At 62.8% G+C, this 26214-nt stretch carries 27 protein-coding genes; 13 read left to right on the top strand and 14 right to left on the bottom strand.

Going from position 1 to position 26214, the window contains the following annotated elements:
* Positions 1–14: 14 nt before the first annotated feature.
* Positions 15–776 (top strand): SDR family oxidoreductase, encoded by a 762-nt coding sequence (locus tag ACYHH6_RS31285; RefSeq protein WP_352586286.1) that lies wholly within the window; start codon positions 15–17, stop codon positions 774–776.
* Positions 777–993: 217 nt separating this feature from the next.
* On the opposite strand, the gene ACYHH6_RS31280 is transcribed toward ACYHH6_RS31285, so the two are convergent.
* Entirely contained in the window at positions 994–2178 is a 1185-nt protein-coding gene (locus ACYHH6_RS31280; RefSeq protein ID WP_352586287.1) for a pyridoxal phosphate-dependent aminotransferase, read from the bottom strand.
* Between the two features lie 83 nt (positions 2179–2261).
* On the opposite strand from ACYHH6_RS31280, the gene ACYHH6_RS31275 reads away from it, so the two are divergent.
* From ACYHH6_RS31275 to denD, 4 genes are read left to right on the top strand one after another with little or no spacing between them, the layout of a single operon-like run.
* Entirely contained in the window at positions 2262–2948 is a 687-nt protein-coding gene (locus ACYHH6_RS31275) for a GNAT family N-acetyltransferase (RefSeq protein ID WP_352586288.1), read from the top strand.
* A gap of 14 nt (positions 2949–2962) precedes the next feature.
* Positions 2963–3946 (top strand): cation diffusion facilitator family transporter, encoded by a 984-nt coding sequence (locus ACYHH6_RS31270; protein WP_352586289.1) that lies wholly within the window; start codon positions 2963–2965, stop codon positions 3944–3946.
* A 59-nt stretch (positions 3947–4005) separates the two neighbouring features.
* Positions 4006–4212 (top strand): hypothetical protein, encoded by a 207-nt coding sequence (locus tag ACYHH6_RS31265; protein ID WP_352586290.1) that lies wholly within the window; start codon positions 4006–4008, stop codon positions 4210–4212.
* 13 nt (positions 4213–4225) lie between these two features.
* Positions 4226–5209, top strand: a complete 984-nt coding sequence (gene denD / locus ACYHH6_RS31260; protein ID WP_352586291.1) for a D-erythronate dehydrogenase — start codon at positions 4226–4228, stop codon at positions 5207–5209.
* A gap of 10 nt (positions 5210–5219) precedes the next feature.
* Here denD and ACYHH6_RS31255 read toward each other — a convergent pair whose 3' ends face one another.
* The 4 genes from ACYHH6_RS31255 to ACYHH6_RS31240 all read right to left on the bottom strand — a co-directional run bounded on the left by ACYHH6_RS31255 (position 5220) and on the right by ACYHH6_RS31240 (position 9270).
* A complete protein-coding gene (locus tag ACYHH6_RS31255) occupies positions 5220–6401 on the bottom strand; it encodes a nickel/cobalt transporter (RefSeq protein WP_435053319.1) in 1182 nt (393 codons plus the stop codon).
* Positions 6402–6409: 8 nt separating this feature from the next.
* Positions 6410–7078, bottom strand: a complete 669-nt coding sequence (locus ACYHH6_RS31250; RefSeq protein WP_352586292.1) for a DUF1007 family protein — start codon at positions 7076–7078, stop codon at positions 6410–6412.
* An 89-nt stretch (positions 7079–7167) separates the two neighbouring features.
* On the bottom strand, positions 7168–8067 hold the full coding sequence (locus ACYHH6_RS31245) for a LysR family transcriptional regulator (protein WP_112559302.1): 900 nt from the start codon (positions 8065–8067) through the stop codon (positions 7168–7170).
* A gap of 3 nt (positions 8068–8070) precedes the next feature.
* A complete protein-coding gene (locus tag ACYHH6_RS31240) occupies positions 8071–9270 on the bottom strand; it encodes an amidase (RefSeq protein ID WP_352586293.1) in 1200 nt (399 codons plus the stop codon).
* Between the two features lie 539 nt (positions 9271–9809).
* On the opposite strand from ACYHH6_RS31240, the gene odc2 reads away from it, so the two are divergent.
* Positions 9810–10943 carry an ornithine/lysine decarboxylase gene (gene odc2, locus ACYHH6_RS31235; protein ID WP_352586294.1) on the top strand — a complete coding sequence of 378 codons (1134 nt, stop codon included), beginning with the start codon at positions 9810–9812 and terminating at the stop codon, positions 10941–10943.
* A 258-nt stretch (positions 10944–11201) separates the two neighbouring features.
* Positions 11202–11765, top strand: a complete 564-nt coding sequence (locus ACYHH6_RS31230) for a GNAT family N-acetyltransferase (protein WP_352586404.1) — start codon at positions 11202–11204, stop codon at positions 11763–11765.
* Between the two features lie 86 nt (positions 11766–11851).
* On the opposite strand, the gene ACYHH6_RS31225 is transcribed toward ACYHH6_RS31230, so the two are convergent.
* From ACYHH6_RS31225 to ACYHH6_RS31210, 4 genes are all read right to left on the bottom strand, one after another.
* The gene (locus ACYHH6_RS31225; RefSeq protein WP_192254487.1) at positions 11852–12136 is read right to left on the bottom strand and encodes an SCP2 sterol-binding domain-containing protein; all 285 of its coding nucleotides are present in this window, start codon (positions 12134–12136) and stop codon (positions 11852–11854) included.
* Positions 12137–12329: 193 nt separating this feature from the next.
* Positions 12330–12878, bottom strand: coding sequence for a hypothetical protein (locus ACYHH6_RS31220; protein WP_352586296.1), 549 nt, complete (start codon positions 12876–12878; stop codon positions 12330–12332).
* A 28-nt stretch (positions 12879–12906) separates the two neighbouring features.
* Entirely contained in the window at positions 12907–13323 is a 417-nt protein-coding gene (locus ACYHH6_RS31215; RefSeq protein WP_352586297.1) for a hypothetical protein, read from the bottom strand.
* Positions 13324–13336: 13 nt separating this feature from the next.
* On the bottom strand, positions 13337–13909 hold the full coding sequence (locus ACYHH6_RS31210; protein ID WP_352586298.1) for a rod-binding protein: 573 nt from the start codon (positions 13907–13909) through the stop codon (positions 13337–13339).
* 246 nt (positions 13910–14155) lie between these two features.
* On the opposite strand from ACYHH6_RS31210, the gene ACYHH6_RS31205 reads away from it, so the two are divergent.
* From ACYHH6_RS31205 to ACYHH6_RS31195, 3 genes are all read left to right on the top strand, one after another.
* Positions 14156–14734: a TetR/AcrR family transcriptional regulator gene (locus ACYHH6_RS31205; RefSeq protein ID WP_352586405.1), complete on the top strand. Its 579-nt coding sequence runs from the start codon at positions 14156–14158 to the stop codon at positions 14732–14734.
* Between the two features lie 46 nt (positions 14735–14780).
* Entirely contained in the window at positions 14781–16058 is a 1278-nt protein-coding gene (gene fabF, locus ACYHH6_RS31200) for a beta-ketoacyl-ACP synthase II (protein WP_352586299.1), read from the top strand.
* Between the two features lie 94 nt (positions 16059–16152).
* Positions 16153–16968, top strand: coding sequence for an oxidoreductase (locus tag ACYHH6_RS31195; RefSeq protein ID WP_352586300.1), 816 nt, complete (start codon positions 16153–16155; stop codon positions 16966–16968).
* A gap of 94 nt (positions 16969–17062) precedes the next feature.
* On the opposite strand, the gene ACYHH6_RS31190 is transcribed toward ACYHH6_RS31195, so the two are convergent.
* From ACYHH6_RS31190 to flhA, 3 genes are read right to left on the bottom strand one after another with little or no spacing between them, the layout of a single operon-like run.
* Positions 17063–17446, bottom strand: coding sequence for a hypothetical protein (locus ACYHH6_RS31190; protein ID WP_112559309.1), 384 nt, complete (start codon positions 17444–17446; stop codon positions 17063–17065).
* Position 17447: 1 nt separating this feature from the next.
* Positions 17448–18200, bottom strand: a complete 753-nt coding sequence (gene fliR / locus ACYHH6_RS31185; protein ID WP_203278554.1) for a flagellar biosynthetic protein FliR — start codon at positions 18198–18200, stop codon at positions 17448–17450.
* The gene (gene flhA / locus ACYHH6_RS31180; RefSeq protein ID WP_192254471.1) at positions 18197–20284 is read right to left on the bottom strand and encodes a flagellar biosynthesis protein FlhA; all 2088 of its coding nucleotides are present in this window, start codon (positions 20282–20284) and stop codon (positions 18197–18199) included. The genes fliR and flhA overlap by 4 nt, the downstream gene beginning before the upstream one ends.
* Positions 20285–20407: 123 nt before the next feature.
* Here flhA and ACYHH6_RS31175 point away from each other — a divergent pair, with 123 nt between their 5' ends.
* Positions 20408–20707 (top strand): putative quinol monooxygenase, encoded by a 300-nt coding sequence (locus ACYHH6_RS31175; protein ID WP_352586301.1) that lies wholly within the window; start codon positions 20408–20410, stop codon positions 20705–20707.
* Between the two features lie 681 nt (positions 20708–21388).
* Complete coding sequence (locus ACYHH6_RS31170; RefSeq protein ID WP_435053322.1) at positions 21389–23122, top strand: chloride channel protein; 1734 nt, start codon at positions 21389–21391, stop codon at positions 23120–23122.
* Positions 23123–23226: 104 nt separating this feature from the next.
* Here ACYHH6_RS31170 and ACYHH6_RS31165 read toward each other — a convergent pair whose 3' ends face one another.
* Both ACYHH6_RS31165 and ACYHH6_RS31160 read right to left on the bottom strand, forming a co-directional pair.
* The gene (locus ACYHH6_RS31165) at positions 23227–25260 is read right to left on the bottom strand and encodes a putative bifunctional diguanylate cyclase/phosphodiesterase (protein ID WP_352586303.1); all 2034 of its coding nucleotides are present in this window, start codon (positions 25258–25260) and stop codon (positions 23227–23229) included.
* Positions 25261–25276: 16 nt separating this feature from the next.
* On the bottom strand, positions 25277–25807 hold the full coding sequence (locus ACYHH6_RS31160; protein ID WP_352586304.1) for a putative pterin-binding protein: 531 nt from the start codon (positions 25805–25807) through the stop codon (positions 25277–25279).
* 164 nt (positions 25808–25971) lie between these two features.
* Here ACYHH6_RS31160 and ACYHH6_RS31155 point away from each other — a divergent pair, with 164 nt between their 5' ends.
* On the top strand, positions 25972–26196 hold the full coding sequence (locus ACYHH6_RS31155; protein WP_435053313.1) for a hypothetical protein: 225 nt from the start codon (positions 25972–25974) through the stop codon (positions 26194–26196).
* The last annotated feature ends 18 nt before the right edge of the window (positions 26197–26214 follow it).

Here is a 26214-nt window from a genome sequence, read left to right as displayed (position 1 = left end):
GCAGGAGCAAAATCATGACAGCCCTCACAGAGAAAACCGCCATCGTCACCGGCGCCGGCACCGGCATCGGCAAGAGCGTCGCCACGGCGCTGCTCAAGGCGGGCTGGAACACCGTGTTCTGCGGCCGCCGCAAACAGGTGCTCGATGCCGCGATCGCCGAAGCCGGCAAGACGGACGCCAAGGCGCTGGCGGTCGCCTGCGACATCAGCAAGGCCGGCCAGGTCGACGACCTGTTCGAGACCGTGGCGGCGGCTTTCGCGCGCGTCGACCTGCTCTTCAACAATGCCGGCATGAGCTACAAGTCGACACCGATCGACGAGATCCCGGTCGAGGTCTGGAACGACATTGTCGGCGTCAATCTCACCGGATCGTTCCTGTGCGCGCGCGCCGCCTTCGGCGCCATGCGCAGACAGAAGCCGATGGGTGGCCGCATCATCAACAACGGCTCGGTCTCAGCCTATGCGCCGCGGCCGGGTTCAGTGCCCTACACCGCGACCAAGCATGCCATAACAGGGCTGACCAAGACGCTGGCGCTCGACGGCCGGCCCTACGACATCGCCTGCGGCCAGATCGACATCGGCAATGCGCTGACCGACATGGCGCAAGCGATGACGGTCGGCGTGCCGCAGGCCAACGGCTCGATCGCCGCCGAAGCGGTGATGGACGTCCAGCGCGTCGCCGACGCCGTCGTCCACATGGCCAGCCTGCCGCTCGACGCCAATGTGCTGTTCATGACGGTGATGGCGACCAAGATGCCGTTTGTGGGACGCGGATAAAAAACTGAGCGTCGGCGCCGCCCCTCATTGCCCTGCCGGGGCATTTCTCCCCGTATTGTGACGGGGAGAAAGGGCTGACCGCGACCTCGGCGCCATTCCTGCAAACATTGGAGATTGGCGAAATCATCGATGAGAGCGCCCCTCTCCCGGTCACTATACGGGGAGAGGATGCCGGCAGGCAGGTGAGGGGCAGCGCGAACCTTTGTAATTGGCCGCCTTACTTCTTCAAAAACGCCTCGATCCGCTCCAGCGCGCGCAAGATGTTCTCTTCGGAATTGGCGTAGGAGAGCCTGATGTAGCCTTCGCCGAGAATGCCGAAATCGGGGCCGCCGATCAGCGCCACACCGGCATCCTCGAGCAGGGCGGAGGCGAGCTTCTTCGCTTTCCAGCCGGTCTTTGAGACATTGGGGAACGCATAGAAGGCGCCCTTTGGCGTGATGCAGGAAACGCCCGGCAGCGCATTCAGCCCCTCGACGACGATCTTCCTGCGGTTGTCGAAGGCGCGCATCATCTTGTCGACATCGTCCTGCGGGCCGTCTATTGCCGCGATGCCGGCGAACTGGCTGGGGGCGTTGACGCAGGACCAGCAATTGACCGCCAGCTTGCGCACCTTGTCGTAGAGATGGGCGCCCTTGTCGCCGTTCGGCCAGATCGACCAGCCCATGCGCCAGCCTGTCATCGCCCAGGTCTTCGACCAGCCATTGAGCACGATCAACCGGTCGCGGATTTCGGGGAAATTGAGCAGCGAAAAATGCGTCTCGCCGTCATAGGTCATGACGTCGTAGATCTCGTCGGAGAGGATGGCGACCTGCGGGTGCTTCTCCAGTCCCTTGACCAGCTTCTCGATCTCGGCGCGCGGTGTGACGCCGCCAGTCGGGTTGGCTGGCGAGTTGAGGATCAAGAGCCTGGTCTTCGACGTGATCAGCGCCAGCGTCTCCTCAGCCGAGAAGGCAAAGCCGTTCTCCTCGCGGATCGGCACGGGAATGGGTGCAGCGCCGGTGAATTCGATCATCGAGCGGTAGATCGGAAAGCCGGGATCGGGATAGAGGATTTCGGCGCCGGGTTCGCCGAACATCAGGATGGCCGCGAACATGGTCGGCTTGCCGCCGGGCAGGATCATCACATTCTCGGCCGAGACCTCGACGCCGATGGTGGTCAGCGTGCGCCGCACCACCGCCTCGCGCGTCGCCAACAGGCCGTTGGCAGGGGTATAGCCGTGGTGGCCGTCGCGCAGTGCCTTGATCGCTGCTTCGACAATGTGCTGCGGCGTTTTGAAGTCGGGCTGGCCAATGCCGAGGTTGACGATGTCGCGGCCTTGTTGCGCCAGCGCCGTCGCCCTCGCGAGCACCGCAAAGGCGTTTTCCTCGCCGAGACGGTCGAAGGCCGAAATCGTGTGGAGCATTTTTCCCGTCCGTGTGGTTCTTACTGTTGGGTCGCGTTTTTGTGAGCGTCCAACCGCAAATGTCAAACGGATTGGAGTCTTTGGTGTCGGAAAATCTTGCGAATTGGCAGCCCCGCCCGCGTCCGGAACGAAAAGTTCTGGACGGACGCTATGTCCGTCTTGAGCCGTTGAGTGCTGAAAAGCATGGCGACGGCCTCTACGAGGCGTCATCCGTGCCCGACATCGACGGCCGCTTTGCCTGGCTGCCCGACTATCCGCCGCAGACCCGCGCCGATTTCCAGCCATGGCTGGACAAGGTCGAGGCAAGTGAGGATCCGCTGTTCTTCACGGTCATCGACAAGGCCAGCGGCAAGGTCGCCGGGCGGCAGACCCTGATGCGCATCGATCCCGCCTATGGCGTCATCGAGATCGGCAACATCTATTGGGGCCCGCTGATCTCACGCAAGCCGGCGGCAACCGAAGCGCAGTTCCTGTTCATGAAATACATTTTCGACGGGCTCGGCTATCGCCGCTACGAGTGGAAATGCAACAACCGCAACGAACCCTCGAAGCGCGCGGCGGAGCGGTTCGGCTTCAAGTTCGAGGGCATTTTCCGCCAGCATCTTGTGGTCAAGGGTGAAAACCGCGATACCGCGTGGTACTCGATCATCGACAAGGAATGGCCGGCGCTGCGCAAAGCCTATGAGGCCTGGCTCGATCCGGCCAATTTCGATGGCGAAGGCCGGCAGAAGCGGCGGCTCGAGGATTTCCGCGCCGAGTTCGGCGCGTAGCAGGAGTTTAGGCGATGGCGCACAGCCATGATCACGGTTCGCACGCTGGCCACAGCCACGGCGCCGGTCACCTACATGGCTCGACCGACAAGAAGCGCGTGCTGATCGCAGCCTGCCTGACCGCCGGCTTCATGGTTGCCGAAGTGCTGGGCGGCCTTTTGACCGGATCGCTGGCGCTGCTGGCCGACGCCGGCCACATGCTTGCCGATTCGATCGCGCTCGGCCTTGCCTGGTATGCCTTCCACCTTGGTGGACGGCCGGCGACGGTGCGCCTCACCTACGGCTTCGGCCGGGTCAAGACGCTGGTCGCCTACACCAACGGCATCGCCATCTTCGCCATCGCGCTGTGGATCGTCTACGAGGCCTGGGGCCGCCTGATGACGCCAGCGCCGGTGCTGGGCGGGCCGATGCTGGTGGTGGCGATCGCCGGACTTCTGGTCAACATCGCTTCGTTCTTCGTGCTGCATGGCGGCGACCGCGACAGCCTCAACATGCGCGGCGCCATCCTGCACGTGCTGGGCGACCTGCTCGGCTCGGCGGCGGCGATCGTGGCGGCGCTGGTCATCCTGACGACCGGCTGGACGCCGATCGATCCGATCCTGTCGGTGCTGGTCTCGGTGCTGATCCTGTCCACCGCCTGGTCGCTGATGCGTGAAGCCGCCCACGTCCTGCTCGAGGGCGTGCCGGCGAGCCTCGACCGCGACCTCATTGCCAAGGACATCGCCGGCACCGTCAAGGGCGTGCGCGAAGTGCATCATATGCATGTCTGGTCGCTCGACGGCTCCAGCAACATGGCGACGTTGCATGCCTGCCTCAACGATGGCGTCGATGCGCATCAGGCGGTCAGCGCCATCAAGAAGCGGCTCGCCGCCGAGCACGGCATCAGCCACGCCACCGTCGAGTCGGAATTCGGCCAATGCGCCGACAGCCATGACGAACACGACCACGATCATGACCACGACCATGGTGCGCGGCCGCATCACGGCCATTACCACTGACAGGGAATTTTCATGGCATTGGCATCCCAGTTGACGAGTTCCCGCGACGGCGGGACGGCATGATGGATCGCGACAACAGAAACGCGCTGATTGCCGCAGCCTGGATCATGCTGCTGTTCGGCATCGCGGCGTTCTACCTGCCGACGGTGATGCTGGCGCTCGGCAATGTCTCGACCGTTCTTGCCGGCATCGTCGGCATCGGCTTCGTGCTGGCATTCTTTCTGGTGTTCTGGCTGCGCAGCCGCAGCCAGAACAAGGGCAAATAAGAGGCGTTTACAAATGCGCATCCTGATTACTGGCGCGGCCGGCATGGTCGGCCGCAAACTCATCGCCCGGCTGGCCAAGGACGGCACGCTCAACGGCCGCAAGATCACGGCGCTCGACCTGCACGACATCGTGCCGCCGCAGGCGCCGGCGATGGAGGGTGTGAGCATCGCCACGCATACCGGCGACCTTGCCGACGCCGGTGCCGCCGTGAGCCTTGGCGCTTCACGCCCCGACGTGATCTTCCATCTCGCCGGCATCGTGTCGGGCGAGGCGGAAGCCAATTTCGATCTCGGCTACCGCGTCAACCTCGATGGCACCAGGGCGCTGTTCGACGCCGTGCGGCTGGCAGGCTTTGCGCCGCGCCTCGTCTTCACCTCGTCGATCGCGGTGTTCGGCGCGCCGTTCCCGGATGTCATCCCGGATGACTTCCACCCGACGCCGCTGACCTCCTATGGCACCCAGAAGCAGATGAGCGAGGCGCTGCTGGCCGACTATTCCAGGCGCGGCTTCTTCGACGGCATCGGCATCCGGCTGCCGACCATCTGCGTGCGACCCGGCAAGCCGAACAAGGCGGCTTCGGGCTTCTTCTCCGGCATCATCCGCGAGCCGCTCAGCGGCCAGGAGGCGATCCTGCCGGTGCCGCGTTCGGTGCTCCACACCCATGCCAGCCCGCGCTCGGCGGTCGGCTTCCTGATCCATGCGGCGGGGATTGACGGGGCCGCTGTCGGGCCGCGCCGCAATCTGACCATGCCCGGCGTTGCCGTCACCGTCGGCGAGCAGATCGAGGCGCTGGAGCGCATCGCGGGAGCGGAGGTAGTGAAGCTGATCCGTGAGGAGCCGGACGAAACGATCTGGGCGATCGTCAAGGGCTGGCCGACGCGCTTCGAGGCGCGGCGCGCAAGAGACCTCGGCTTCAGCGCTGAAAAGAGCTTTGATGAAATCATCCAAGCGCATATCGAGGATGAGCTGGGTAGCAAGATAGCGCGTCAGGGCTGACCCGCAGGCATCAGACGCTGCCGCTCAGGCTCGCCGACAAGAGTAGCAATCCGAACAGGAAGACGAAGGCGGCGCCGCCGATCTCGACGAACGTGTGAATGCGATTACCCATGCGGCCGTCGCCGGCGAAATAGACCGCCCAGTTCTTGGCGGTCACCGCGATCGTCGCCAGCGCCGAGACGGTGATGGCGGTGCCGAGCGACATTGCCAGCACCGACAGCAGGCCGCCGAGCCACAGGCCGTTGAGCAAAGCGAAGCTGAGCACAATCAGCGCGCCGGAGCAGGGGCGGATGCCGACGGCGGCCACCGCCGACCAGGCGGTGCGCCAGTCGAAGCGGTCGCCAGACAGCAGCGCCGGATCGGGCGCATGCGAATGGCCACACGTGTTGCAGACCTCGCCCGCCGCGTGATCATGATGGGCGTGGTCGTGATGGGAATGATCGTGTGTGGCGTGATCGTGCGCAGCGTGATCATGATGGTCGTGGTCATGGTCCTCATGCACATGCAGGGCATGCGAATGCGCATGCGCCGTATGGCTGGGAGGCGCATGCGAGTGACCGGCGTGAGAATGGCCGGCATGGCCGCCATGGGAATGACCGGCATGGGCGGCCGACAGGCTGTAGGCGGGCGCCTTGCCGAACCAGCGCAGGACCGTTGGGCCGAGCTTGCGCCACAGCAGCCAGGCGCCGAACAGGGTGACGAAGACATAGCTCATGATCTCCATGAACCAGGCCGCGTCGGTCATCGAAATGGTGGTGCCGCGCAGGACGAAATAGGCAAGCAGCATCACCACCACCGCGGTCAGGCCTTGCAGCAGCGCCGAGACGAAGGACAACAGGATGCCGCGCCTGAGCGCCACTTCATTGGCGACCATGTAGGACGAGATCACCGCCTTGCCGTGGCCGGGGCCGGCGGCGTGGAAAATGCCGTAGGCGAAGGACAGGCCGATCAGCAGCCACATCTTGCTGCCGTCCTCGCGCATCGCTTTCATCGCCGTGGCCAGCGCACGATAAAATTCCTGCTGGCGCAGATTGATCCACATCAGGATGTGGGCGAACGGGCCGGTGGTCGGCGCCATGCCGTCATTGACGCCGATGCCGAGCGAACTCTGGGCGTGGGCCTGCCCGAGAAAGTGCGTCATCACCAGGGCAGCGGCCACGAGGCCGAACGCCAAACGCAGGGACGGTTTCATCACCGGATCTATCCTTCTGGCGGGCAGTTCAGTTCGAGCTTGGTGGCGAAGATCTTGCTCATGTCGGTGCCTGTCGGGTCGTTGAAGAAAGCTTCCGTCAGGGTCTTCTGGTTTTCCTTGATAGCCTCGTCCGGATCGGGCCGGATGACCTTGCTGGTGCAGTTCGAGGGCAGGCCTTCGACGGTGATGTTGGAATCCTCGGTGAAATCGATGGCCGTGTAGAAGGTCGGATCGTAGACACCGAAATCGATCTTGCCGGCGAGCTTGATCGGCTCTTTCGGTTCGGATTCGAACAGGATGATCAGCTGGTCATTGTCGAAATTGGCCATCAGATGCGGCGGCGGCGTCATCGGCACGTCCTTGCCGTCGACGGTGACGAGCTGGAAATAGTTGAACTCGGCCAGCGAGGCATGAACGGTGTCGGCGACATCCTTCAGCTCCTTGTCGTCAAGCTTCAGGTCGGAGTTCTTGTCGAACTCCATCATCACCGTACTCGAAAACAGATCGTCGAAGCGCCAGAGATGGCGCAGCGCTTTCACACTTTGGTGATCCGGCGACAGGATCACGTCGAGGCGGGCCTCGGCGAAGACGTGAGGATGCGCGCCAGCCGTTCCAACGGCGGCAAAAGGCGCCGCCAAGGCCGAAGCCAGCATGATTGCGTGGCATTTCCAGTGCATTCTCGGTCGCTGTTCCATCGGCCTCGGAGAGATTTCGAGAGGTTACCAGAAAGCGGGCGAAATTGGGACCGCGACACAGCTAAGGCAGGTCAGGCGCCTTCGCGGTTCTTGAACCACTGCACCAGAAAATCGACAAAAACGCGGACCTTGGCCGGCAGATAGCGGCGGTGGGGGTAGACAGCAAAAATGCCGCTGCCCGACTGGATGCGGTCGTCGAGCAAAGAAACCAGCCGGCCGGACGCGAGGTCAGGGGCGGCGATGAAATCGGGCAGGATGGTGAAGCCCAGGCCTGACACGGCGGCAGCACGTGCGGCCATCGGACTGTTGACCTCGATCGGCCCCGACACATTGACGCTGACGGACTCTTCGCCCTCGCCCTTGAAGCGCCAGTTGGCGAGCGAACGGCCATTGGTGTCGACGATGCAGGGCATGTTGGCAAGATCCTGCGGGCGCGTCGGCTTGCCGTGCTTGGCGATCAGCTCCGGCGATGCGCACAGCCTGACGGAGAATGGCCCGAGGCGCCGGGCGATCAGCGAGGAGTTTTCGAGCCGCGAGATGCGCACCGCAAGGTCGAAACCTTCTTCGACCAGATCGACAAAACGGTCGTCGAGATGGATGTCGAGCACGATGTCGGGATGCTGCTTGGCGAAATCGATCAGCGACTGGCCGATCGGCGCATCGGCAAAGGTGCGCGCCGCCGATAGCTTGATCCTGCCGCGCACATCGCCGGAGGATTCGCGCACCGCGTCGGCTAGGCTATCGACCTCGCGCACGATTTCCGAAGCGCGGCTGTAGTAGGTATGGCCGGCCTCGGTCATCGAGAACTGCCGCGTGGTGCGGTTGAGCAGCAGCGCGCCGAGTTCGTCCTCGAGTTCGCGCACATATTTCGACAGCAGCGCCTTGGAGCGGCCGATCTTGCGCGCAGCGGCGGAAAAACCTTCGGCCTCGACGACGTCGATGAAGGCGCGCATGCGGGTCAGTGTGTCCATGGATCAGGCCTTTCGTGCCGTATCGAGAAGCCGCCGGCCGAGCCGTATCAGGGCAATGTCGCTGCCGGGAGGGCCGAGAAGCGAGAGGCCGAAAGGGGCGCCGTCGACCGAGCCCAGCGGCAGGGTGATTTGCGGAAAGCCTGAAAGACCCGAAAGACACAAAAGATGCAAGGCCCTTTCGCGGTAGGCCTGAAGCTGCTGCGGCTCGCTTTTGACCAGAGGCGCGGGGCCTGGAACCGTCGGCAGGACCAGAAATCCGTCCTGGCCGAGCAGGGCGGCAAGCTCGGAGCTGAAGGTCAGGCGGCGCACCGCTTCGGCCTGCGCCGTCTTGGCGTCGATCGTCCGGCCAAAGCCAAAGCGTTCCTCGACGCCCGGCCCGAGATGGCGCTCGCCCGACACGATCCAGGCGCCGTGCTGCTGCCAGGCTTCGGCGGCCTGCAGCCGGCGAAAGCACCAGTAGAGCTCGTCGGGGAAGGAAGCGAAGACGTATTCCACCGGCTTTGGTTCGCCGACCACAGTGGCCGCCAGCGCTCTCATCCTGGCATACTCGGCTGCCTCGGCCGGGCCTGCCACGAAGGTGTCCAGCCAGCGGATCGAAAGCGGCCGGTTGAGCGGGTGCTGGTGCGGGTCGCGGCCGAGCAGCAATTTGCCGATCGTCTCATAGGTTTCGATGTCGTCGGCGAACCAGCCGAACGTGTCGAAGCTCGGCGCCAGCTTCATCGTGCCTTCGAGCGAAATGCGGCCATGCGTGGTGCGCAGCCCGATCAGCCCGCAAAAGCTCGCCGGCGCGCGGATCGAGCCGCCGGTGTCGGAGCCGGTGGCGATGTCGGCAAGCTTGCCCGCCACTGCCGCCGCCGAGCCAGACGATGATCCGCCGGTGACGCGATCGGGTGCTGCCGGGTTCACCGGGAACGGAAAATGCGCGTTCTGGCCCATCAGCGAGAATGCGAGTTCGTCGGTCTGCGTCTTGCCGATGAAGCGCGCGCCGGCATCGAGAATCATCTGCACGGCCGGTGCGGTGCTGGAGGCTGCGTGCGCCTCGTCGAACTTCGCCAGATTGCCGCAACCGGTACGGTAGCCGGCGACGTCGTAAATGTCCTTCACGGCCAGCCTGAGCCCGGCCAGCGGCCCCTGTTCCGCATTGGCGACCGGCATTCGACGCAGATTGAGGAAAGCGTTGAGCGGGCCGTGCGTGCCTGTCATCGTTCGATATCCGGATACGGTTGGCGCAGCATTGTTCGATGCCAGAAATTTTACAACCTGGGATACGATTTTTATTGATTGTGAAATCTTTCGATCTTATATCGCGCTTGCCCAAAGTCGCACGTGCCTGTGGGTGTCCGCCGATCCTCGAATGGTGAGGGAAATCGGTAAGGTAACTGGAGCCAACCCCTCCAGTCGGTCTAGCGGCCAACCGCCAGCCCGAGGACACCTTGAAGCAACGACGGTGCGGGCCTTTCTGGTTCTCTTCCGGTTGTCCAAAGACCGGGGTTACTAAAGAGGCACACCTTCATTGCCGGCAGTGCGGACGGGTCTCCCATCCAAGCCAAGGCAGACAAAGCGAACCGAGGCCGGGCAAGGCCAAGGTTCATCGCCGCGAGACGGCGTTTCATGGTTCCGGGGTCTCCACCGGCTGGTTCCATGAATTCGACGTCCCGCCTTTGTTTGACCGCGTGTTCGCGAGGCCGACAGCCCGCGTCCGCACCCTTGTGCGCGCCGAAAGGCGCGATGGAGAGACCCCGATGGCCACCCAGCGCATCCTTGACTTCCTCGCCACCCGACGTCCGTCCGGCCCCTGCCTCGTCGTCGACCTCGATGTCGTGCGCGACAATTTCCGCGCCTTCGAGAAGGCGCTGCCCGATTCCAGGATCTACTATGCGGTGAAAGCAAACCCGTCGCCGGAAATCCTGCGCCTCCTTGCTGCGATGGGCTCGTCCTTCGACACCGCTTCCGTTGCCGAAGTCGAGATGGCGATGGACGCCGGTGCGCCGGCGGACCGCATCTCCTTCGGCAACACCATCAAGAAGGAGCGTGACATTGCACGCGCCTACCAGCTCGGCATCCGGCTGTTCGCGGTCGATTGCGTCGAGGAGGTCGACAAGATCGCTCGCGTCGCTCCCGGCGCGCGCGTGTTCTGCCGCGTCCTGACCGATGGCGAAGGCGCCGAATGGCCGCTGTCGCGCAAGTTCGGCTGCGTGCCGGCGATGGCCGTCGACGTGCTGCGCCACGCCAAGGCGCTCGGCCTCGACGCATATGGCGTGTCGTTCCATGTCGGCTCGCAGCAGACCGACCTGACGGCCTGGGACCGTGCGCTGGCCGACGCCAAGAAGGTGTTCGCCACGCTTGCCGATGAAGGCATCGTGTTGAAGATGGTCAATATGGGCGGCGGTTTCCCGACGCGCTATCTGCGTGACGTGCCGGCCGCCCAGGCCTATGGCCAGGCGATCTTCTCGGCCCTGCGCAAGCATTTCGGCAACGCCATCCCGGAGACCATCATCGAGCCGGGCCGCGGCATGGTCGGCAATGCCGGCGTCATCAAGTCGGAAGTCGTGCTGATCTCCAAGAAGGCCGACAACGACAATGTGCGCTGGGTGTTCCTCGACATCGGCAAGTTCGGCGGTCTGGCCGAGACGATGGACGAGGCGATCCGCTACCCGCTCGTCACCCGCCATGACGGTTCGGAGACGGCGCCTTGCGTGCTCGCCGGCCCGACCTGCGATTCGGCCGACGTGATGTACGAGAAGACGCCGTATCCGCTGCCCTTGTCGCTGACCATCGGCGACGAGGTGCTGATCGAAGGCACCGGCGCCTACACGACCACCTACTCGGCGGTCGCCTTCAACGGCTTCGAGCCTCTCCGATCCTACGTGATCTGACGGTTCGAAAGGACCGATCAGATCATCCCAAGTGGGCGTTTACCGCCCACTTGGGTTCGCCTGTGGAACAAGCTCCGCTCGTGAAGGATCGCGGAAATGGACGTTGCAAATTACATTGACGGTGCCGTGGGGATCTCCCCCCTTGAGGGGGAGATGGCCGGCAGGCCAGAGGGGGTCGCCTCGGCTGCCTCGACTTCTTTTGCGATAAGGGGCGTTGGCGCTTCACGCGCGGCGACCCCCTCTGTCGCCTTCGGCGACATCTCCCCCTCGAGGGGGGAGAGTGTCCGCGCCATTGTCATCGTCGCTGAAACTGCGGCCGACATTGCATCGCGCGAAGCACTGCTTGACGATGCCATGGGCCCGATGCGGCGCAAGAAATCGTCGGAGAAGCTGCGGCGCGGCCGCCGGCCTTCCGAAGGCCTCGCCTTTGTCGTGCGCGATGCGGCGGGCGCGGTTGTCGGCACCGTGCGGCTGTGGGATGTGAGGGTGGGAGAGGGCGGTCCGGCAGCGCTGCTGCTCGGCCCGCTCGCTGTCGACCCGGCGCTGAAGAACGCCGGCATTGGCTCGGCGCTGATGCGCCATGCGCTGGCCGAGGCCGCGCGTCTCGGCCATGCTGCGATTCTGCTGGTCGGCGATGCGCCTTACTATGGTCGCTTCGGCTTCTCAGCTGACAAGACGGGCGCGCTGGCGATGCCCGGCCCGTACGAGCGGCACCGCCTGCTGGCACTGGAACTGGTCGAGGGCGCGCTCGACGGCGCGCATGGCACGGTGAAGGCGGCCGGGCGCAAGCTGAAGGCGCTGCCGCTGACCTTCGCGGCGTAAAGCCTTCGGCTTTCTAGGGCGCAAAAGCCTGGGTCGACAAAAGCAAAACGCCGCCTGATGGGCGGCGTTTTGCTTTTGCGACGGGATTAGCCAAGCAACTGGCTGAGCGCCATGGCGACTGTCATGTCGCCTTCGACCTTTATCTTGCCGGACATGAACGCCATGGTCGGGTTGAGGTCGCCGGCGATCAGCGAATCCAGATCGTCGAGCGACAGCTTGACGGTGCAGTCGGTCGGTGCGTCGGTGGTCGAAATGGTTGCGCCGTCGATGACGATGACGCCGTCGCTGCCGGTATCGAACTTCACCGAGTGTTCAAAACCGGCGCTCGCCACGCGCGACTTGATCTTCTCGGCAATCTCCTGAACGCCCATGCTGTTCTCCTCGTCTCGTTGCGTTTTGCCACGCGTCAGTGCCGGCCTCTTCCGAAGTCGCTGTCTCGCGCGTGCCGCGATCCTGGTCGCTTGGCGCATATAGCTTCGAGTTGACGTAAACGTCAACGCGGTGCGTCATCTCGTTTCAGTCGGAAGGGACAAAGGCGAAGGGAACATCCCTCCTGCGGCGGGGTCAGTGCTCCGCGACCGGTTTGGCCGGCTCGCCCTGGGCCGATTCCGCCGCGGCCGGTTCGGTCGGCGTGGCCGGGTCCTTGCGGCGGCGCATGGCGTTGTCGCGGATCTCGTCCTTGGTCAGGAAGTTGACCTGGTCGATCAGCACTTCGTGCACTAGGTCGGCGCCGACGCGGGCATTGACGGTGTCGCGTATGGCCTTGCGGAAGGCGTCGAGATCGATGGTTTCCTTCTTGGTGAAGTCGATCTGCGGATTGGAATAGAGATAGGAATAGACCTGATCGGTCATCAGCGCTTCGGCCGGGATCGACATCTTCTTTATCTCCGCCGGCTCGACCGTGTAGACGAGCTTGGTGAGGAAATAGCCGTCGATCTTGGAATTGCGGATCAGCGGCACCGAGATGATGTCGGTCTTGACGTAGTCGAGACCGCCCAGCATCGGCTTCGGCGTTTCGCCGACGCCGCGCTCGCCGGCCGCCTGGAACGAATAGAACACGGCGCCCAGCGTGGCGGCGCAAATCCAGATCGCGGCGGCGATGAATTTGATCACCGGCTGTTCCCGCCTGTTGCCGAGATCATCAGCTCGCCCATCCGAATTCGCCGGCCGAGTAGGTGCCGTCGGCTTCTGCGCGCTGGATGGCGTTCTTCAGGAGCGTCGCGACCTCGTTGACCGCGTTGAGGTGGGCGAGGATCGCGGCCTCGTTCTTCGCCAGCTTCTGGCGCAGCCGCGCCAGGCTGTCGCGGTGCTCTTCCAGGAACTCGAGCTCGTTGGCGCCCTTCATGGCGCGGGTCAGCTCGTAGAGGTAGCGGCTCTTGCGGGCGTTCGAGGCCTTGAGGTCATAGCTCGTGTCGTTCTTCAGACCCGCCGTCTCTTCCTCGACCGCCTCCTCGATGCGGCCGATGATGGCGGCAAGGTTGCCCGGCCGTGCAAAGGGGATCGGCGCCTCGGAAGTACGTGCCGGCAGGTTGGCAGAGAATTTTGAAAAATCGGCCATTGAAAATCCTGGTCTAGATCCTGATGTCGGTTTTGATGGTCGTCTCGTCGCCGGTCATCGACCGTGCGGCCTTGCGTTGCAATTCCTCGACCAGCGAGGTGGAGAGCCGGGTCTGCTGGTCGATCTCGGTCTTGTGCGGCCCGGTTGACACCGGCCCTATAGGCACGGTGCGCTTGCCGTCCTTGTAGTGGTCGGCCAGCAGCGATTTGGCGATGCCGATGCCGCCGCGCTCGGCCATGACGTCGGCGACGCGCTCGGCCAGCTGCGATTTCCACATGTCGCCGGCCAGCCCCTTGCCGTAAACGCCCTCGGTGTCCTTGGGCAGCATGTTCTGGATGAAGGTCTGCAGGACCATCGCCTCGAACTTCTTGAACTTGTTGGCGGGATCGGCGCCTGCAGCGGCCTTGCCGGCCGTGGCGCGCGACAGGATCGAGCCGGCGTCGACGGAAGCCGCCATGTCAACAGAGAAGGCGCCGCTAACGCCGTTGGCCCGCTTGGTGAGCGCGGCACGGGCAGCCTCGATGTCCGTCGGGTCGACGGCTCGGGCAACATCGAGAACGATGTCACTGGGTGGAGAAATCGCCAAGAAAGTCCGCCTCTTTGCCGGGTTTCCTGGAAGGACCATGCCGCAACAAGCTTGTGGCAGGCTTGCGCGGGAGAGGGCGGAATGCAGGCGTGTTGGGCAGCCTAAACTGGTCGTCGTTCCAGTTCCTCCGTCGAAACCTCATAGATCTCATCTGCAGTCGGCTTAATCGCTCGAGCCGCAATAGATTGCGTTCACACTCTATATGAGATATAGATTATGAACGTAATCTAAAAACCGGAGATGACGATGCGCGTGAGTCGGACCCAAGCTGCGGAAAACCGCCAAGCCGTGATCAATGTGGCAAGCCGTCTTTTTCGGGAGCGAGGCTTTGACGGCATCGGCCTCAAGGATCTGATGAAGGGTGCCGGACTGACCCAAGGCGCCTTTTACAAGCAATTCGCGTCAAAGGATGACTTGGCTGCGCAGGCATCCAGGCGGGCGATGGAGAGCGCCACCCACCGGTGGTCGGCCGCAACAGCAGCAAACCCCGAGAATCCGCTCGACGCAGTGATCTCGTTCTATCTCAGCATGGATCATCGCGAAGAAAAGATGGACGGCTGCCCGGTCGTTGCACTCGGCTCGGATGCTGCCAGACAGAGTGCCGACGTGAAGGCGTCATTCGAAGCCGGGATCAAGAACTACCTTGAGATGCTCGGCAGTTGGGTTGGCGAGGCCGACGGCGACGAGGCCGGCAGCAAGGCCATGGCCATTCTCTCGACAATGGTCGGCGCGGTGCTGCTCTCGCGGGTCGTCAACGACCCGGGCCTCGCGCAGGCTTTTCTGGATGCGGCGACCGACCAGGTTCGCGAAGCAGTCACCGCTTGAACGGCGTGGACAGCGCTGTCGGCGCACCCAAGTGATAGGAGAATAGATGCGACGGATTGTGGTTACAGGCATGGGGGCGGTCACGCCCCTTGCTGCGGATGTTGAAGCGTCCTGGTCGCGTCTCCTGGCCGGCCGCTCGGGCATCCGGAGGCTTCCGGACGATATGGTGGGCGACCTGCCCGCGAAGGTCGGCGGGGTGGTGCCCTCCATAGAAGAAGATCCGGAAGCTGGTTTCGATCCCGATGCCGTCCTGCCGCCCAAGGATCAGCGCAAGGTAGATCGGTTCATTCTCTTTGCGCTGGCGGCGGCGGAAGAGGCGCTTGTGCAGGCAAAATGGAAGCCGGGCTCGGAAACGGACCGCCTGCGCACGGCCACAATCATCGCTTCAGGGATCGGCGGATTTCCCGCCATCACCGAGGCGGTGCGCACCGTCGACCTGCGTGGCGTCCGCCGCCTGTCGCCCTTTACGGTGCCGTCCTTCCTGGTGAATCTTGCTGCAGGCCACATCTCGATCCGCCATGGCTTCAAAGGCCCACTCGGCGCGCCGGTGACGGCGTGCGCGGCCGGCATCCAGGCGATAGGAGATGCGGCTCGTCTTATTCGCGCCAATGAAGCCGATATTGCCGTATGCGGCGGGACGGAAGCATGCATGAATATCGTCAGCCTCGGTGGGTTTGCCGCGGCACGCTCTCTTTCGACCTCCTTCAATCACCGTCCTGATGAGGCCTCCCGACCGTTCGACAAGTCGCGCGACGGCTTCGTCATGGGCGAAGGAGCCGGCATGCTGGTCATCGAGGAATTGAGGCATGCGCTGGCGCGGGGCGCAAAACCGCTCGCCGAGTTCGTCGGCTACGGGACGACCGCGGATGCTCACCACGTCACTTCTGGTCCTGAGGACGGCGACGGTGCGCGCCGAGCCATGGAGATCGCAATTGCGCAAGCAGGGATTTCGCCGCGCGAGGTTCGTCATCTCAATGCGCATGCGACCTCCACGCCAGTAGGCGACCTGGGCGAGATCGAGGCAATCAAGAGCGTGTTCGGGCGCGATTACGCGATAGCTGTCAGCGCAACGAAATCGGCGACCGGACACCTGCTGGGCGCGGCTGGCGGGCTTGGTGCCATCTTCGCGATCCGGGCGCTCAGGGATCAGGTCGCCCCGCCGACCCTCAATCTGGGCGCGGCCGATCCGGCCGGCGACGGAATCGACTTCGTCGCAAACGAGCCGCGGCCAGTGGAGATGGAGTACGCAATCTCCAATGGATTCGGCTTTGGCGGCGTGAATGCCAGCGCCTTGTTCAGGCGCTGGAACCACCCGGTGGCCTGACGCGAGCGCCAGAGGCAGTCATGACTGACGCCCTTTGCTCCGACCTTTCATGCTTCTCCAACTCCGATCCAACGCAATGAAGGAAATGATTTCCATGAACAAGACCAATCCTGGCGTCGCCCTCGTCACAGGGGCATCCTCCGGCATCGGGCGCGCAACCGCCAACACCCTACGGAACGCGGGCTATCGCGTATTCGGAACCAGCCGTCGCACGGCCTCCAAACAATCCGACGGCGTTACCATGCTGACCTGCGACGTGACCGACGACGCGTCCGTTGCGAAAATGGTCGATGACGTTCTGGCCAAGGCCGGACGCATCGACCTGCTTGTCAACAATGCCGGCATGGGTCTGTTTGGCGGCGCGGAGGAGTCCTCGACCGCACAGGCTCAGGCGCTGTTCGACGTCAACGTCTTCGGCGTTTTCCGCGTGACCAACGCGGTGTTGCCGGCAATGCGACGCCAAGGGAAGGGCAGAATCGTTAATTTGAGTTCGGTACAGGGGTTTATCCCCGCCCCCTATTTCGCGCTTTATTCGTCGACCAAACATGCCGTTGAAGGCTATTCCGAATCGCTCGATCACGAATTGCGCCCGTTCGGTATTCGCGTGTCGTTGGTGGAGCCCGCCTATACCCGCACGTCATTCGAGGACAATCTCGCCGCCCCCGATCAGTTGCTTGATATTTATGATTCCGCCCGCGCTGGCATGACTGTAGCCGTGCGGAAAGCGATGGAAAAAGGCGATGCGCCCGAAGTGGTAGCCCAGACCGTTTTGGCCGCTGCGATCGATCCCACTCCGAAGAAACGCTACGCGGCGGGAAAAATGGCGCGCCAGGTCAGTTTCCTGCGCCGTTTCGTCCCCGCGTCCGCATTCGACAAAAGCCTGCGAAAGCAGCTCGGGCTGCCGGTCTGACGAAAGGACATCAAGATCGCGGGGCCCAAAGGATATCGAGCGGCCAGTCGGCGTGGTAAAGGCTGGTTTCGGGTCAAAGCAAAAACTCTCGCCGCTACTCCTGCCCCCGCTTCTGGGCGATCAGATCGAGCCGGTCGCGGTCGGAGCGTTCGCGCTCGTCCTGGCGGCGCACATCCTTGTAGGCGCGCTCGACCATGTTGGTGCGCGCCGTCGCCGTGGCAATCAGCCCGACCTCTTGCCTGGCGCTTTCCAGGCTCGCTTCCTGCCGGATCAGCGCGTTGGCGATGCGGCGATGGTAAAGGTCTGGAAACAGGACCGCCATCGACTGGTCGGCGTCGAAATGCTGGACCAGTTCCTTGGCCTCGGTCTCTGCGGATGCCGCCGCAGCCACGAAGCTCGCATGGCGGGTCTCGTGCAGGGCCTTCAACTGCTCCTGTACCTTGACCAGTTTCTTCAGCCGTTCCTTGCGCGTTGTCATCTCACCTCGCCAGCGTCAGGTCGACGAAGCCGTCGACGAAAAGCGACAGCATGGTGCCGATGGCGAAGTAGAAGATGATCATGCCGCCGGCAATGACGAAGGGCAGCGAGATGAAATAGACCGGGATCTGCGGCGTCAGCTTGTTGACGAAGCCGATGGTCAGGTTGACCAGAATGGCATAGGCGACGAACGGGCTGCCGAGCCTGAGGACCAGGAAGAAGGCGTCCGACACCGTGTCGGTGAGATCGACCAGGGCGGCCTGCGGGTTGAAGAAGACGTTGACCGGCGCCACCGTGTAGGAGGCAACCAGCGCGCGGATGATCTCGTGATCGAAATCGAAGACGAAGAGCAGCAGCAGCGCCGAAAACGAGATGATGGCGGCAAGGGCCGCCTGCGGTTCCGGTTCCTCGATGGCGGGGCCGCCGGTGCCGCCATAGCCGATCAGCATGGCGATGGCCGAGCCCATGAAGCGCAGCGCCTCCATGTAGAGCCTGGTCATGGCGCCGATCAGCCCGCCGACCAGTAGTTCCGAAATGATCATCGGCGCCAGCACCTGCGGACGCGCATCGACGAAGGGAAAGATCTTGTCCCACAGGAAGGCGAGCAGGCCACCGGTGGCGGCGATCGACACGAACAGCCGGACCTGGACCGGTACGCGGGCGCTGGACAGGCCCGGCATCAGCATGAAGCAAGCGCCGATGCGGCAGAAGGCGAGGAAGGCGGCGATGACGACGCCTTGCGACAGTATGTTCACGAGATCGTCCCGAGCACCTTGATCTCGACGCCCTTGGCGATTTCGACATGGGAGAGCACCGGCAGGGTGGTGAACAGGCGCTCGATGATCATGCGCACGTAGGGCCGGGCATCGGGCGCGGTGACGAGAACGAAACGCTCGCCGGCCTCGAGATGTTTGCGGATCGCCTTGGTGGCGTCCTGGCCGAATTCTTCCAGCTGGCGAGGGTCGATGTCGAATTCGCGCACCTCGCCCTTGGCGTCGCGCTTGAGGCTTTGGTGGAAGGCGAGGTCCCAGCGGTTGCCGAGCCGCAGCACCTTGAGCATGCCGCCTTCAGAGAGATCGCCACAGATCTGCTGCGCCATGCGGATGCGGACATGCTCGACGATCTGCTCGGTGCGGCGCACATGCGGCGCGATCTCGGCGATGGCCTCGATGATCAGGTGCAGATTGCGGATCGAGACGCGCTCGGCGAGCAGCAGTTTCAGCACCGCCTGCAGGCCGGGATAGGAGATGTGCGAGGTGCAGATCTCGTCGGCGAGCTTGCGGTATTCCGGATCCTGGCGTTCGAGCAGCGCCTTCATGTCCTTGTAGGACAGAAGCTGCGGCAGGTTGTTACGGATCACCTCGGACAGATGGGTGAGCAGCACCGACATGTTGTCGGCAAAAGTGTAGTTCTCGCGCTTCAGATCCTCGGCAAAGGTTTCGAGCACCGAGAAGGCGCGCATGCCGAAGGCCGGCTCGCGGATTTCCTCGCCGGGAACGTCGGGCAGGTCGCGGGTGCCGAGCAGCACCATGATCTCGCCGACACGCATCTGGTATTCGGCAACGACGGTGCCATGGACCTTGATCTGGTAGCTCTTCGGCGGAATGCCGAAGTCGTCGGCGACGCGCACTTCCGGCACGACGAAGCCGTATTGCGTGGCGAACTTCTTGCGCATCTTGGCCATGCGGAAGACCAGTTCCTGGTGCGACACCAGCAGCCGCGTCGACAGCTGCTTGCCGATCAAAAGTTCGATCTCGGCGGTGGTGAGCGAAGCCTTGACCGAGTTCTTCTCCTCCTCGACCTTGTTGGCCTTCTCCTGGTCCTTGAGCGCCTCGACGGCGGCAGCCTCACGGTTGGCGCGCATCGGGATGACGTAGCCGAGGCCGGCCATGCCGGCGGCCAGCGTGAAGAACGGGAAGAACGGCAGGCCGGGCATCAGGCCGAGCAGCACGAGCAGCGAGGCCGCGACGTAGAGCGCGCGCGGATGGGCGCCGAGCTGGCCGAACACCGCCTGGTTAGTCGAGCCGCGCGTGCCGCCCTTGGAGACCAGCAGGCCGGCGGCGAGCGAGACGATCAGCGCCGGAATCTGGGTGACGAGGCCGTCGCCGACCGACAGCTTGATGAACACGTCGGCGGCTTCGCCCATGCCCATACCGTGCCTGATATAGCCGATGGCGATGCCGCCGACGATGTTGATGGCGGTGATGATGAGGCCGGCGATGGCATCGCCGCGTACGAATTTCGAGGCGCCGTCCATCGAGCCGAAGAAGGACGATTCTTCCTCCAGTTCTCTGCGGCGCAACTGCGCGGTCTTGTCGTCGATCATGCCGGCGGACAAATCGGCGTCGATCGACATCTGCTTGCCGGGGATGGCGTCGAGGGTGAAGCGGGCGCCGACTTCGGCGATACGCGTGGCGCCCTTGGTGATGACGATGAAGTTGACCACGATCAGGATCATGAAGACGATCAAGCCGATGACGAAGTCGCTGGCCATCACCAGTTTGGAAAAACCGGCGATGACATAGCCGGCGGCATGCGTACCCTCATTGCCATGCGACAGGATCATGCGCGTGGTGGCGATGTTGAGGGATAGCCGCAGCATGGTGGCGATGAGCAGCACGGTCGGGAAGGACGAGAAATCGAGTGGCCGCTGGATCCACAGCGCCACCATCAGGATCAGCACCGACAGCGCGATCGAGAAAGCGAGTCCGATGTCGATGAGGAAGGCCGGGATCGGCAGGAACAGCACGGCCAGGATGATGACGATGCCGATGGCGAAGAAGACATCGCGGCCGTTCTTGGCCACTGTTCCCGTCGCTAAGCTTTCGCTGATCGCCATATCGTCCCCGAGCCATGGACTGCCCGAACATGAGGGCAGCCCTTCAAGCCTAACCGGCCAAGCTTGCGCGAGGGTGGGAGGACTGGTTACTTCCCAGGAAGACAGAGGACTTGAGGAAAGATCATGCTGGTGATCATCGGTACCATCCGTCTGCCGGCGGAAAGGCTCGACGAGGCAAGGCCGGCCATGCAGCGCATGATCTTGGGCAGCCGCACTGTACCCGGCTGCATCGACTATTCATACGCGCAGGACGTGCTCGACGCCGGGCTCATCCATGTCACGGAGGTGTGGAGCGACAGGGAAGCGCTCGACGCGCATTTCCGCTCGCCGCACATCGCCGACCGGCGGGCGAGCTGGGCAGCGCTCGGCATCGGCGAGCGCAATCTCATGCTTTATGAGGCCGGCGAGCCCAAGCCGACTTAAGGACCAGGCTATGGCTAAGAAGGTCTGGAGCTAAGGTTTAGCAGGCATTGATCTGTCTGCAGGACCAACCGCCGCCATCGGTATCGTGGCAATCTTCATAGCTGCCGTAGCAGGTGTTTGTCGAATTGCGATACCAAGGGTAGCCGCCAGGACAGCAAACGTCTTGTTGTGCAGTCTGGATAAATTCCTTTGCCGGTCGGCTTTGGTTTTCCGGATTGCCTCCCGACAAAAGAGACGTCGGGTGTGACACAGACCTAACCGGCATATCCACGCTTGAATTGCTTACGGCAGACGAGCTCAAAAAATCATGCCAACAGCTAATGAAAAAAATCCCCGCGCACTCATGTTCTCCTCCCTGAGGAAATAGAGACGGGCAAAAAATGCCATAGTTGCGTCGATTGCGTAAGCGATCGCTCATATAGCCCGCAAGGGATTGAAGCGGGGCGGCGAGCCTGACTGATCGGCAGGACGGTCAAGGTCGGCCGGCTTGCCCGCCTGAGCGAAGGATCTGCCGTCTTTCGCGGCTCGCTGCAACGTCAAAATGGCGCCACAAGCAGTCGGCATTGCGATTGCCACGCAATGCCGCCGGGCGTATCAGCCACGACAGCTTTCATCCCTCGCACCCGGCGAGCCGCTCCGTTGCCTAATGAACCCCAGGTCTATGCCCGTCGCCTGCGCGCGGTGCTGATCCGATCGATCCCTCTGCTTGAAGCGCGCGGCATTGTCATCGTTGCCCTGGCCGGTGTCGTCGGCGTGATCTCGGCGGTGCTGGTCACCGGCATGAGCGAGGCGGTGCAAGGCCTGCATTTCCTGTTGTTCGGCGTCCAGCCCGGCGGGCGTCTCTCCGGGATGTTTTCGCTGCAAAGCCCGTTCCAGGCGCTGATTCCAGCGATCGGCGGCATCCTGCTCGGCCTGACGGTGATCTGGCTGCGGAAGCGGAAATTCCGCACCCCGGTCGACCCGATCGAGGCCAATGCGCTGTACGGCGGACGCATGTCGCTTACCGACACCTTCATCATCGCCGGGCAGACGATGATCTCCAGCGGCTTCGGTGCTTCGGTCGGCCTGGAGGCCGGCTACACGCAGGTCGGCTCCGGCCTGTCGTCGCGGCTAGCGCGTGCGCTGCGGCTGCGCCGCAACGATGTGCGCATCCTGGTCGGCTGTGGCGCGGCCGGCGCCATCGCCGCTGCCTTCGATGCGCCGCTGACCGGCGCCTTTTACGGCTTCGAGCTGATCATCGGCATCTATTCGGTCGCCAATGTCGCTCCGGTGATGACTGCCGCGATCTGCGCGTCGCTGACCGCCGAGATGTTCGGCGTCGTGCCGTTTCCGATGGAACTCTCCGGCCTGCCGGAGCTGACCGCCAGCCAGTATCTGCCGTTCCTGCTGCTCGGATTGCTGGGCGGTGCGGCCTCCATCGCCATCATGCACCTGGTCAGCCTGGTCGAGCGTGGCTTCGCGCGTCTGGCAATCGACGGTTCGCTTCGCCCGGTCATCGGCGGCGTCGCCGTCGGGCTGCTCGGGCTGATCACGCCGCAGGTTCTGTCCTCAGGCCATGGTGCGCTGCATCGCGAATTCGCGATGAATTACGGCCTCGCCGTCGTCGCCAGCATCTTTGTGCTCAAGCTAGCGGCGTCGGCGATCTCGCTCGGCTCCGGCTTTCGCGGCGGTCTGTTCTTTGCCTCGCTGTTCCTCGGCGCGCTGCTCGGCAAGGCCTTTGCGGGCGTGATGGCCATCATTTCGCCGGCGACCGGCATCGACCCTTCCGTCGCCGCCGTTGTCGGCATGACGTCGCTTGCCGTGGGCGTCGTCGGCGGGCCACTGACCATGACCTTCCTGGCGCTGGAATCGACCCGCGACCTGACGTTGACCGGCGTCGTGCTGGCGGCCTCGCTGATGGCGGCGATCCTGGTGCGCGAAACCTTCGGCTACTCCTTCTCTACCTGGCGTTTTCACCTGCGCGGCGAGACCATCCGCAGCGCTCATGATGTCGGCTGGATGCGCAATCTGACGGTTGGGAAAATGATGCGCCAGGATGTTCGCACCGTCGATGCCGCAAAGACGCTTGCCGCGTTCCGCAAGGATGTGCCGCTGGGCTCGGCGCAGCGCGTCATCGCCGTCGATGAGGACCAGCATTATGTCGGCGTGCTGATCGTCGCCGAACTGCATAGCGACCCGTCCGACGGCGAGACGCCGGTGTTGGCGCTGGCCAAATTCACGGATGCGGTGCTGGTGCCGACCATGAACGTCCAGTCCGCCGCCGAAACCTTTCAGCGCGCCGGCGCCGAGGAACTGGCCGTGGTCGAGGATTTCGACAACCGCGTCGTGCTCGGTCTGCTCACCGAAAGCCATCTGATGCGGCGCTATGCCGAAGAACTCGACAAGGCGCGGCGCGATCTGTCGGGTGAGGGCTGAGGGCTGGAGCAATTCCAGGAAAAGTGTGAGCGGTTTTCCGTCCGCAATTGCGTCAAAACAAGAAGATTGAGCGGTTCTCCGTTTCCGTCAAACGGTGAAACGCTCTAATTGGCGGTCTTCCGGCTTTGCTTGGCGACAACATTGGCTTTCCGCAGCAGAGTTGGGGCCGGCGCGAAGGGACTCAGCCTGAATTTTTCGATATGTTTGGCGCGGCCTTGCCTTGCGATGAGATAGTTTGTCATCAGTCTCTCCTCAACGGGCTCCGACATAAAGAACCCTTGAGCGCCGTGGCAGTGTTCGTGGATCAGAAAGTCGAGTTGAGCTTCGTTCTCCACCCCTTCCGCGACAACGGTCAGACCTAGCGAATTGGCCAGCGCGATGATCCCTCGAACCACATTCTGTTTCCTGGTGGAGGAAGCCAGATCGCCCAGGAACGAGCGATCGATTTTCAGTTGGTTCAAGTTGAAATCGGCAAGATATCCGAAGCTCGCATAGCCCGACCCAAAATCGTCGAGTGCCAGGCTGACTCCGATTTCTCGAATTTTGCCGATACTCTCCAGGGCATTGCGGCTGTCCTGGATAAATATACCTTCCGTGATCTCCAATTGCAGGCGCGATGGCGGCAATCCGGTCTGCTGCAGCATTTCGGTGAGGTGCGTCAGATAGGCATAGGCCTGGAGGCTTTTTCCAGAGACGTTGACTGAACAGATGAACTCCTCGGCGGAAATAGGCATCCATTTGGCGGCTTGCATGCAAGCCTTGCCCAGAACCACCTTGTCGAGTTCCAATATCAAATCACTCCGCTCCGCGATTGGAATGAACGATGCCGGCGGACGAACCGCCCCCGAGACAGCATCGCGCCAGCGGACCAGTGCCTCGGCGCCGGTCATGCGGCCGGTCGCCAGTTCGAACTGGGGTTGCCAAACCAGGAAGAACTCGTCGCAATTAAGCGCCCGTTTGATGGCTGCTTCTTCACCAAGCTGCATGTCGATCTGACTTAGGATCGAGGGCGAAAACGTCACGAAACCGGACCGTCCTTCGGCCTTCGCCTTGTAGAGAGCACTGTCTGCGTTGTGCAGCAACATGGAGATGTCGGAACCATGTTGGGGGAAACACGCCATGCCGATGCTGGCGCCAATGCGCACCTGGTGGCCCTCCAACTCGGCAAACCTGTTCAACTGCTCGCGCAAACATTCTCCCAAATCGTCACCAACGTTCCGCTCGGCAATAGCCATGATCGCAAATTCGTCTCCGCCCAATCGCACGGCGGCTACGTCGTCGGGCTGCTCGACCGACTCAAGGATTTCGGCAACCGCTTTCAGTAGCAGATCTCCGACGTGATGACCGAAGGTGTCGTTCACGCTCTTGAAGTGGTCGAGATCGATCAGCAGCAACTGAAGCTGTTTGCCGGTCTCCCTCGCCCGGTCCAGCATGGCGTCCCGGTTGGCTGCCATCCAGGCACGATTCTTCAACCCCGTCGTCGCGTCGCGCCAGGCAAGAAATTCCAGCTGCTTTATCGTTTCCCGGCGCCCGATGAACAGAACCGCCGTTCCCATCGCCAGCAGCGACAGGATCGTCAAGGCAAAGGCTATCTGATAGTTGAACCTCCTCAAGCTGACTTCCGACGAATAGAGATCGGCGTTAACTTCCTCGCCGTATTTGTAGTACTCGTCGTTCATCCGACCGACGATCTGCTCAAGCTCCAAACCCAGTTCCGTCAGGCTTTTTTGATCGAGCGGCAGCCCCGCCGCAATCACGACATCAAGTCGCTTCACCGCATCGTCGACGCGCGGCACGATGCCTGCATAAGCTGGAATTGCGCTGATCGTCTCTCTGCCGTCGATCCGATCGAAGCGTATGTAAACCAGGTCGTTTGCCGCCGACAGTTGATCGAGGCTCTCCTGGGAATTGGGAGCGCCTTCGGCGAGTGAGATCATATCCCTCAGGTGGGTCACGTCGCGTATCGCGATATGGAATTCGCGGATGGCGAAGAACCCGAACCTAGGCAGCGATGACTCGATCTTGCTGATACTGACAAACAGCATGCCGATGAGGATCGCGGAACCGATCGCCGCCAGCCCTATGGCGCTGCCGTAGGTAAGCGGAATTTGCCAGCCTCTCAGTCGAGTACCTACCATTGAGGCCTACAGCCGATCAGTTGCCGGACTCGATCGTCTTGATCAGCCAGATCCATCGCGGCTTACGGATCGGCGTGTCGAAGGCGGGGTGGTCCTTGAGAGGGTAGATCAGGCGGGTCGGTCCCTGCGTCCGTCGGGTGAGCAACTCTCCGTCCTGGCGGGTTGCTAGAAGCAGAGGCCCTTCCGTCCAATCTTCGTGCGGAATTACCTGCACGTATTCGTCCACTGCCCGCAGGGTAACGGAATCCCTATCTTCCAACCCCACGGATTTGAGCACGTCTCGGAACAGAACGCCTTGAAAGATCAGTTGCCCGTTCTCGAAAGGACTTGTGGTGACGACCTTGTAGAGGCCAAGCTTTTCCAACTGCCGCAGCGTGATCGGGATCGACTTGCCGTCCTTCTGAACGTTGAAAGCCACAGTCTCTGGTGGCTCCGGAAAGCTGGCCGGTTCTAGCGCCCAAACGGGCAACACGCCGATCGCCAGGACAGCCAGCATCAGCAGGCTGCGCACAAGCATAAACCGGCCCTTCTTTAGCAAGGACAACATATCACTATCCTTCCCGCCCAGCGGAGCCGCTACGGATCTTGGCCGCAGGATCTCGCTGGCTAACAGTCGATACTGCCGTTCAAAGCTTAATTTTTTGGTCGGTTTCGTCTCGAAACTGGCGCCATCGCCGACAGCCTCACAGGCCACTGACTATGGAGCCCGACTTGATCGACCTTTCGACCTTCCACGATCTCGCCAAGGCCGAGATCGGCGCGTTCTCGCCCAAGCCGACCTCCATTGAGGGCGATCAGCTCGAGGCCGTGCGCTCGTTCTTCCAGTCGCCGGACGGAACCGTCGACATCGGCATCTGGGAATGCACGCCCGGCCGCTTCACCGCCGATCGTTCGGACTCGAAATCTGCCACATCATCTCGGGGCACGTGGAACTGAGCCGCATCGACGGCGAGG

It is taken from the genome of Mesorhizobium sp. P171375 (genome assembly GCF_057786075.1).
Note: the sequence above shows the minus strand (reverse complement) of the source record. Positions and strands in the feature narration are given on the sequence as shown.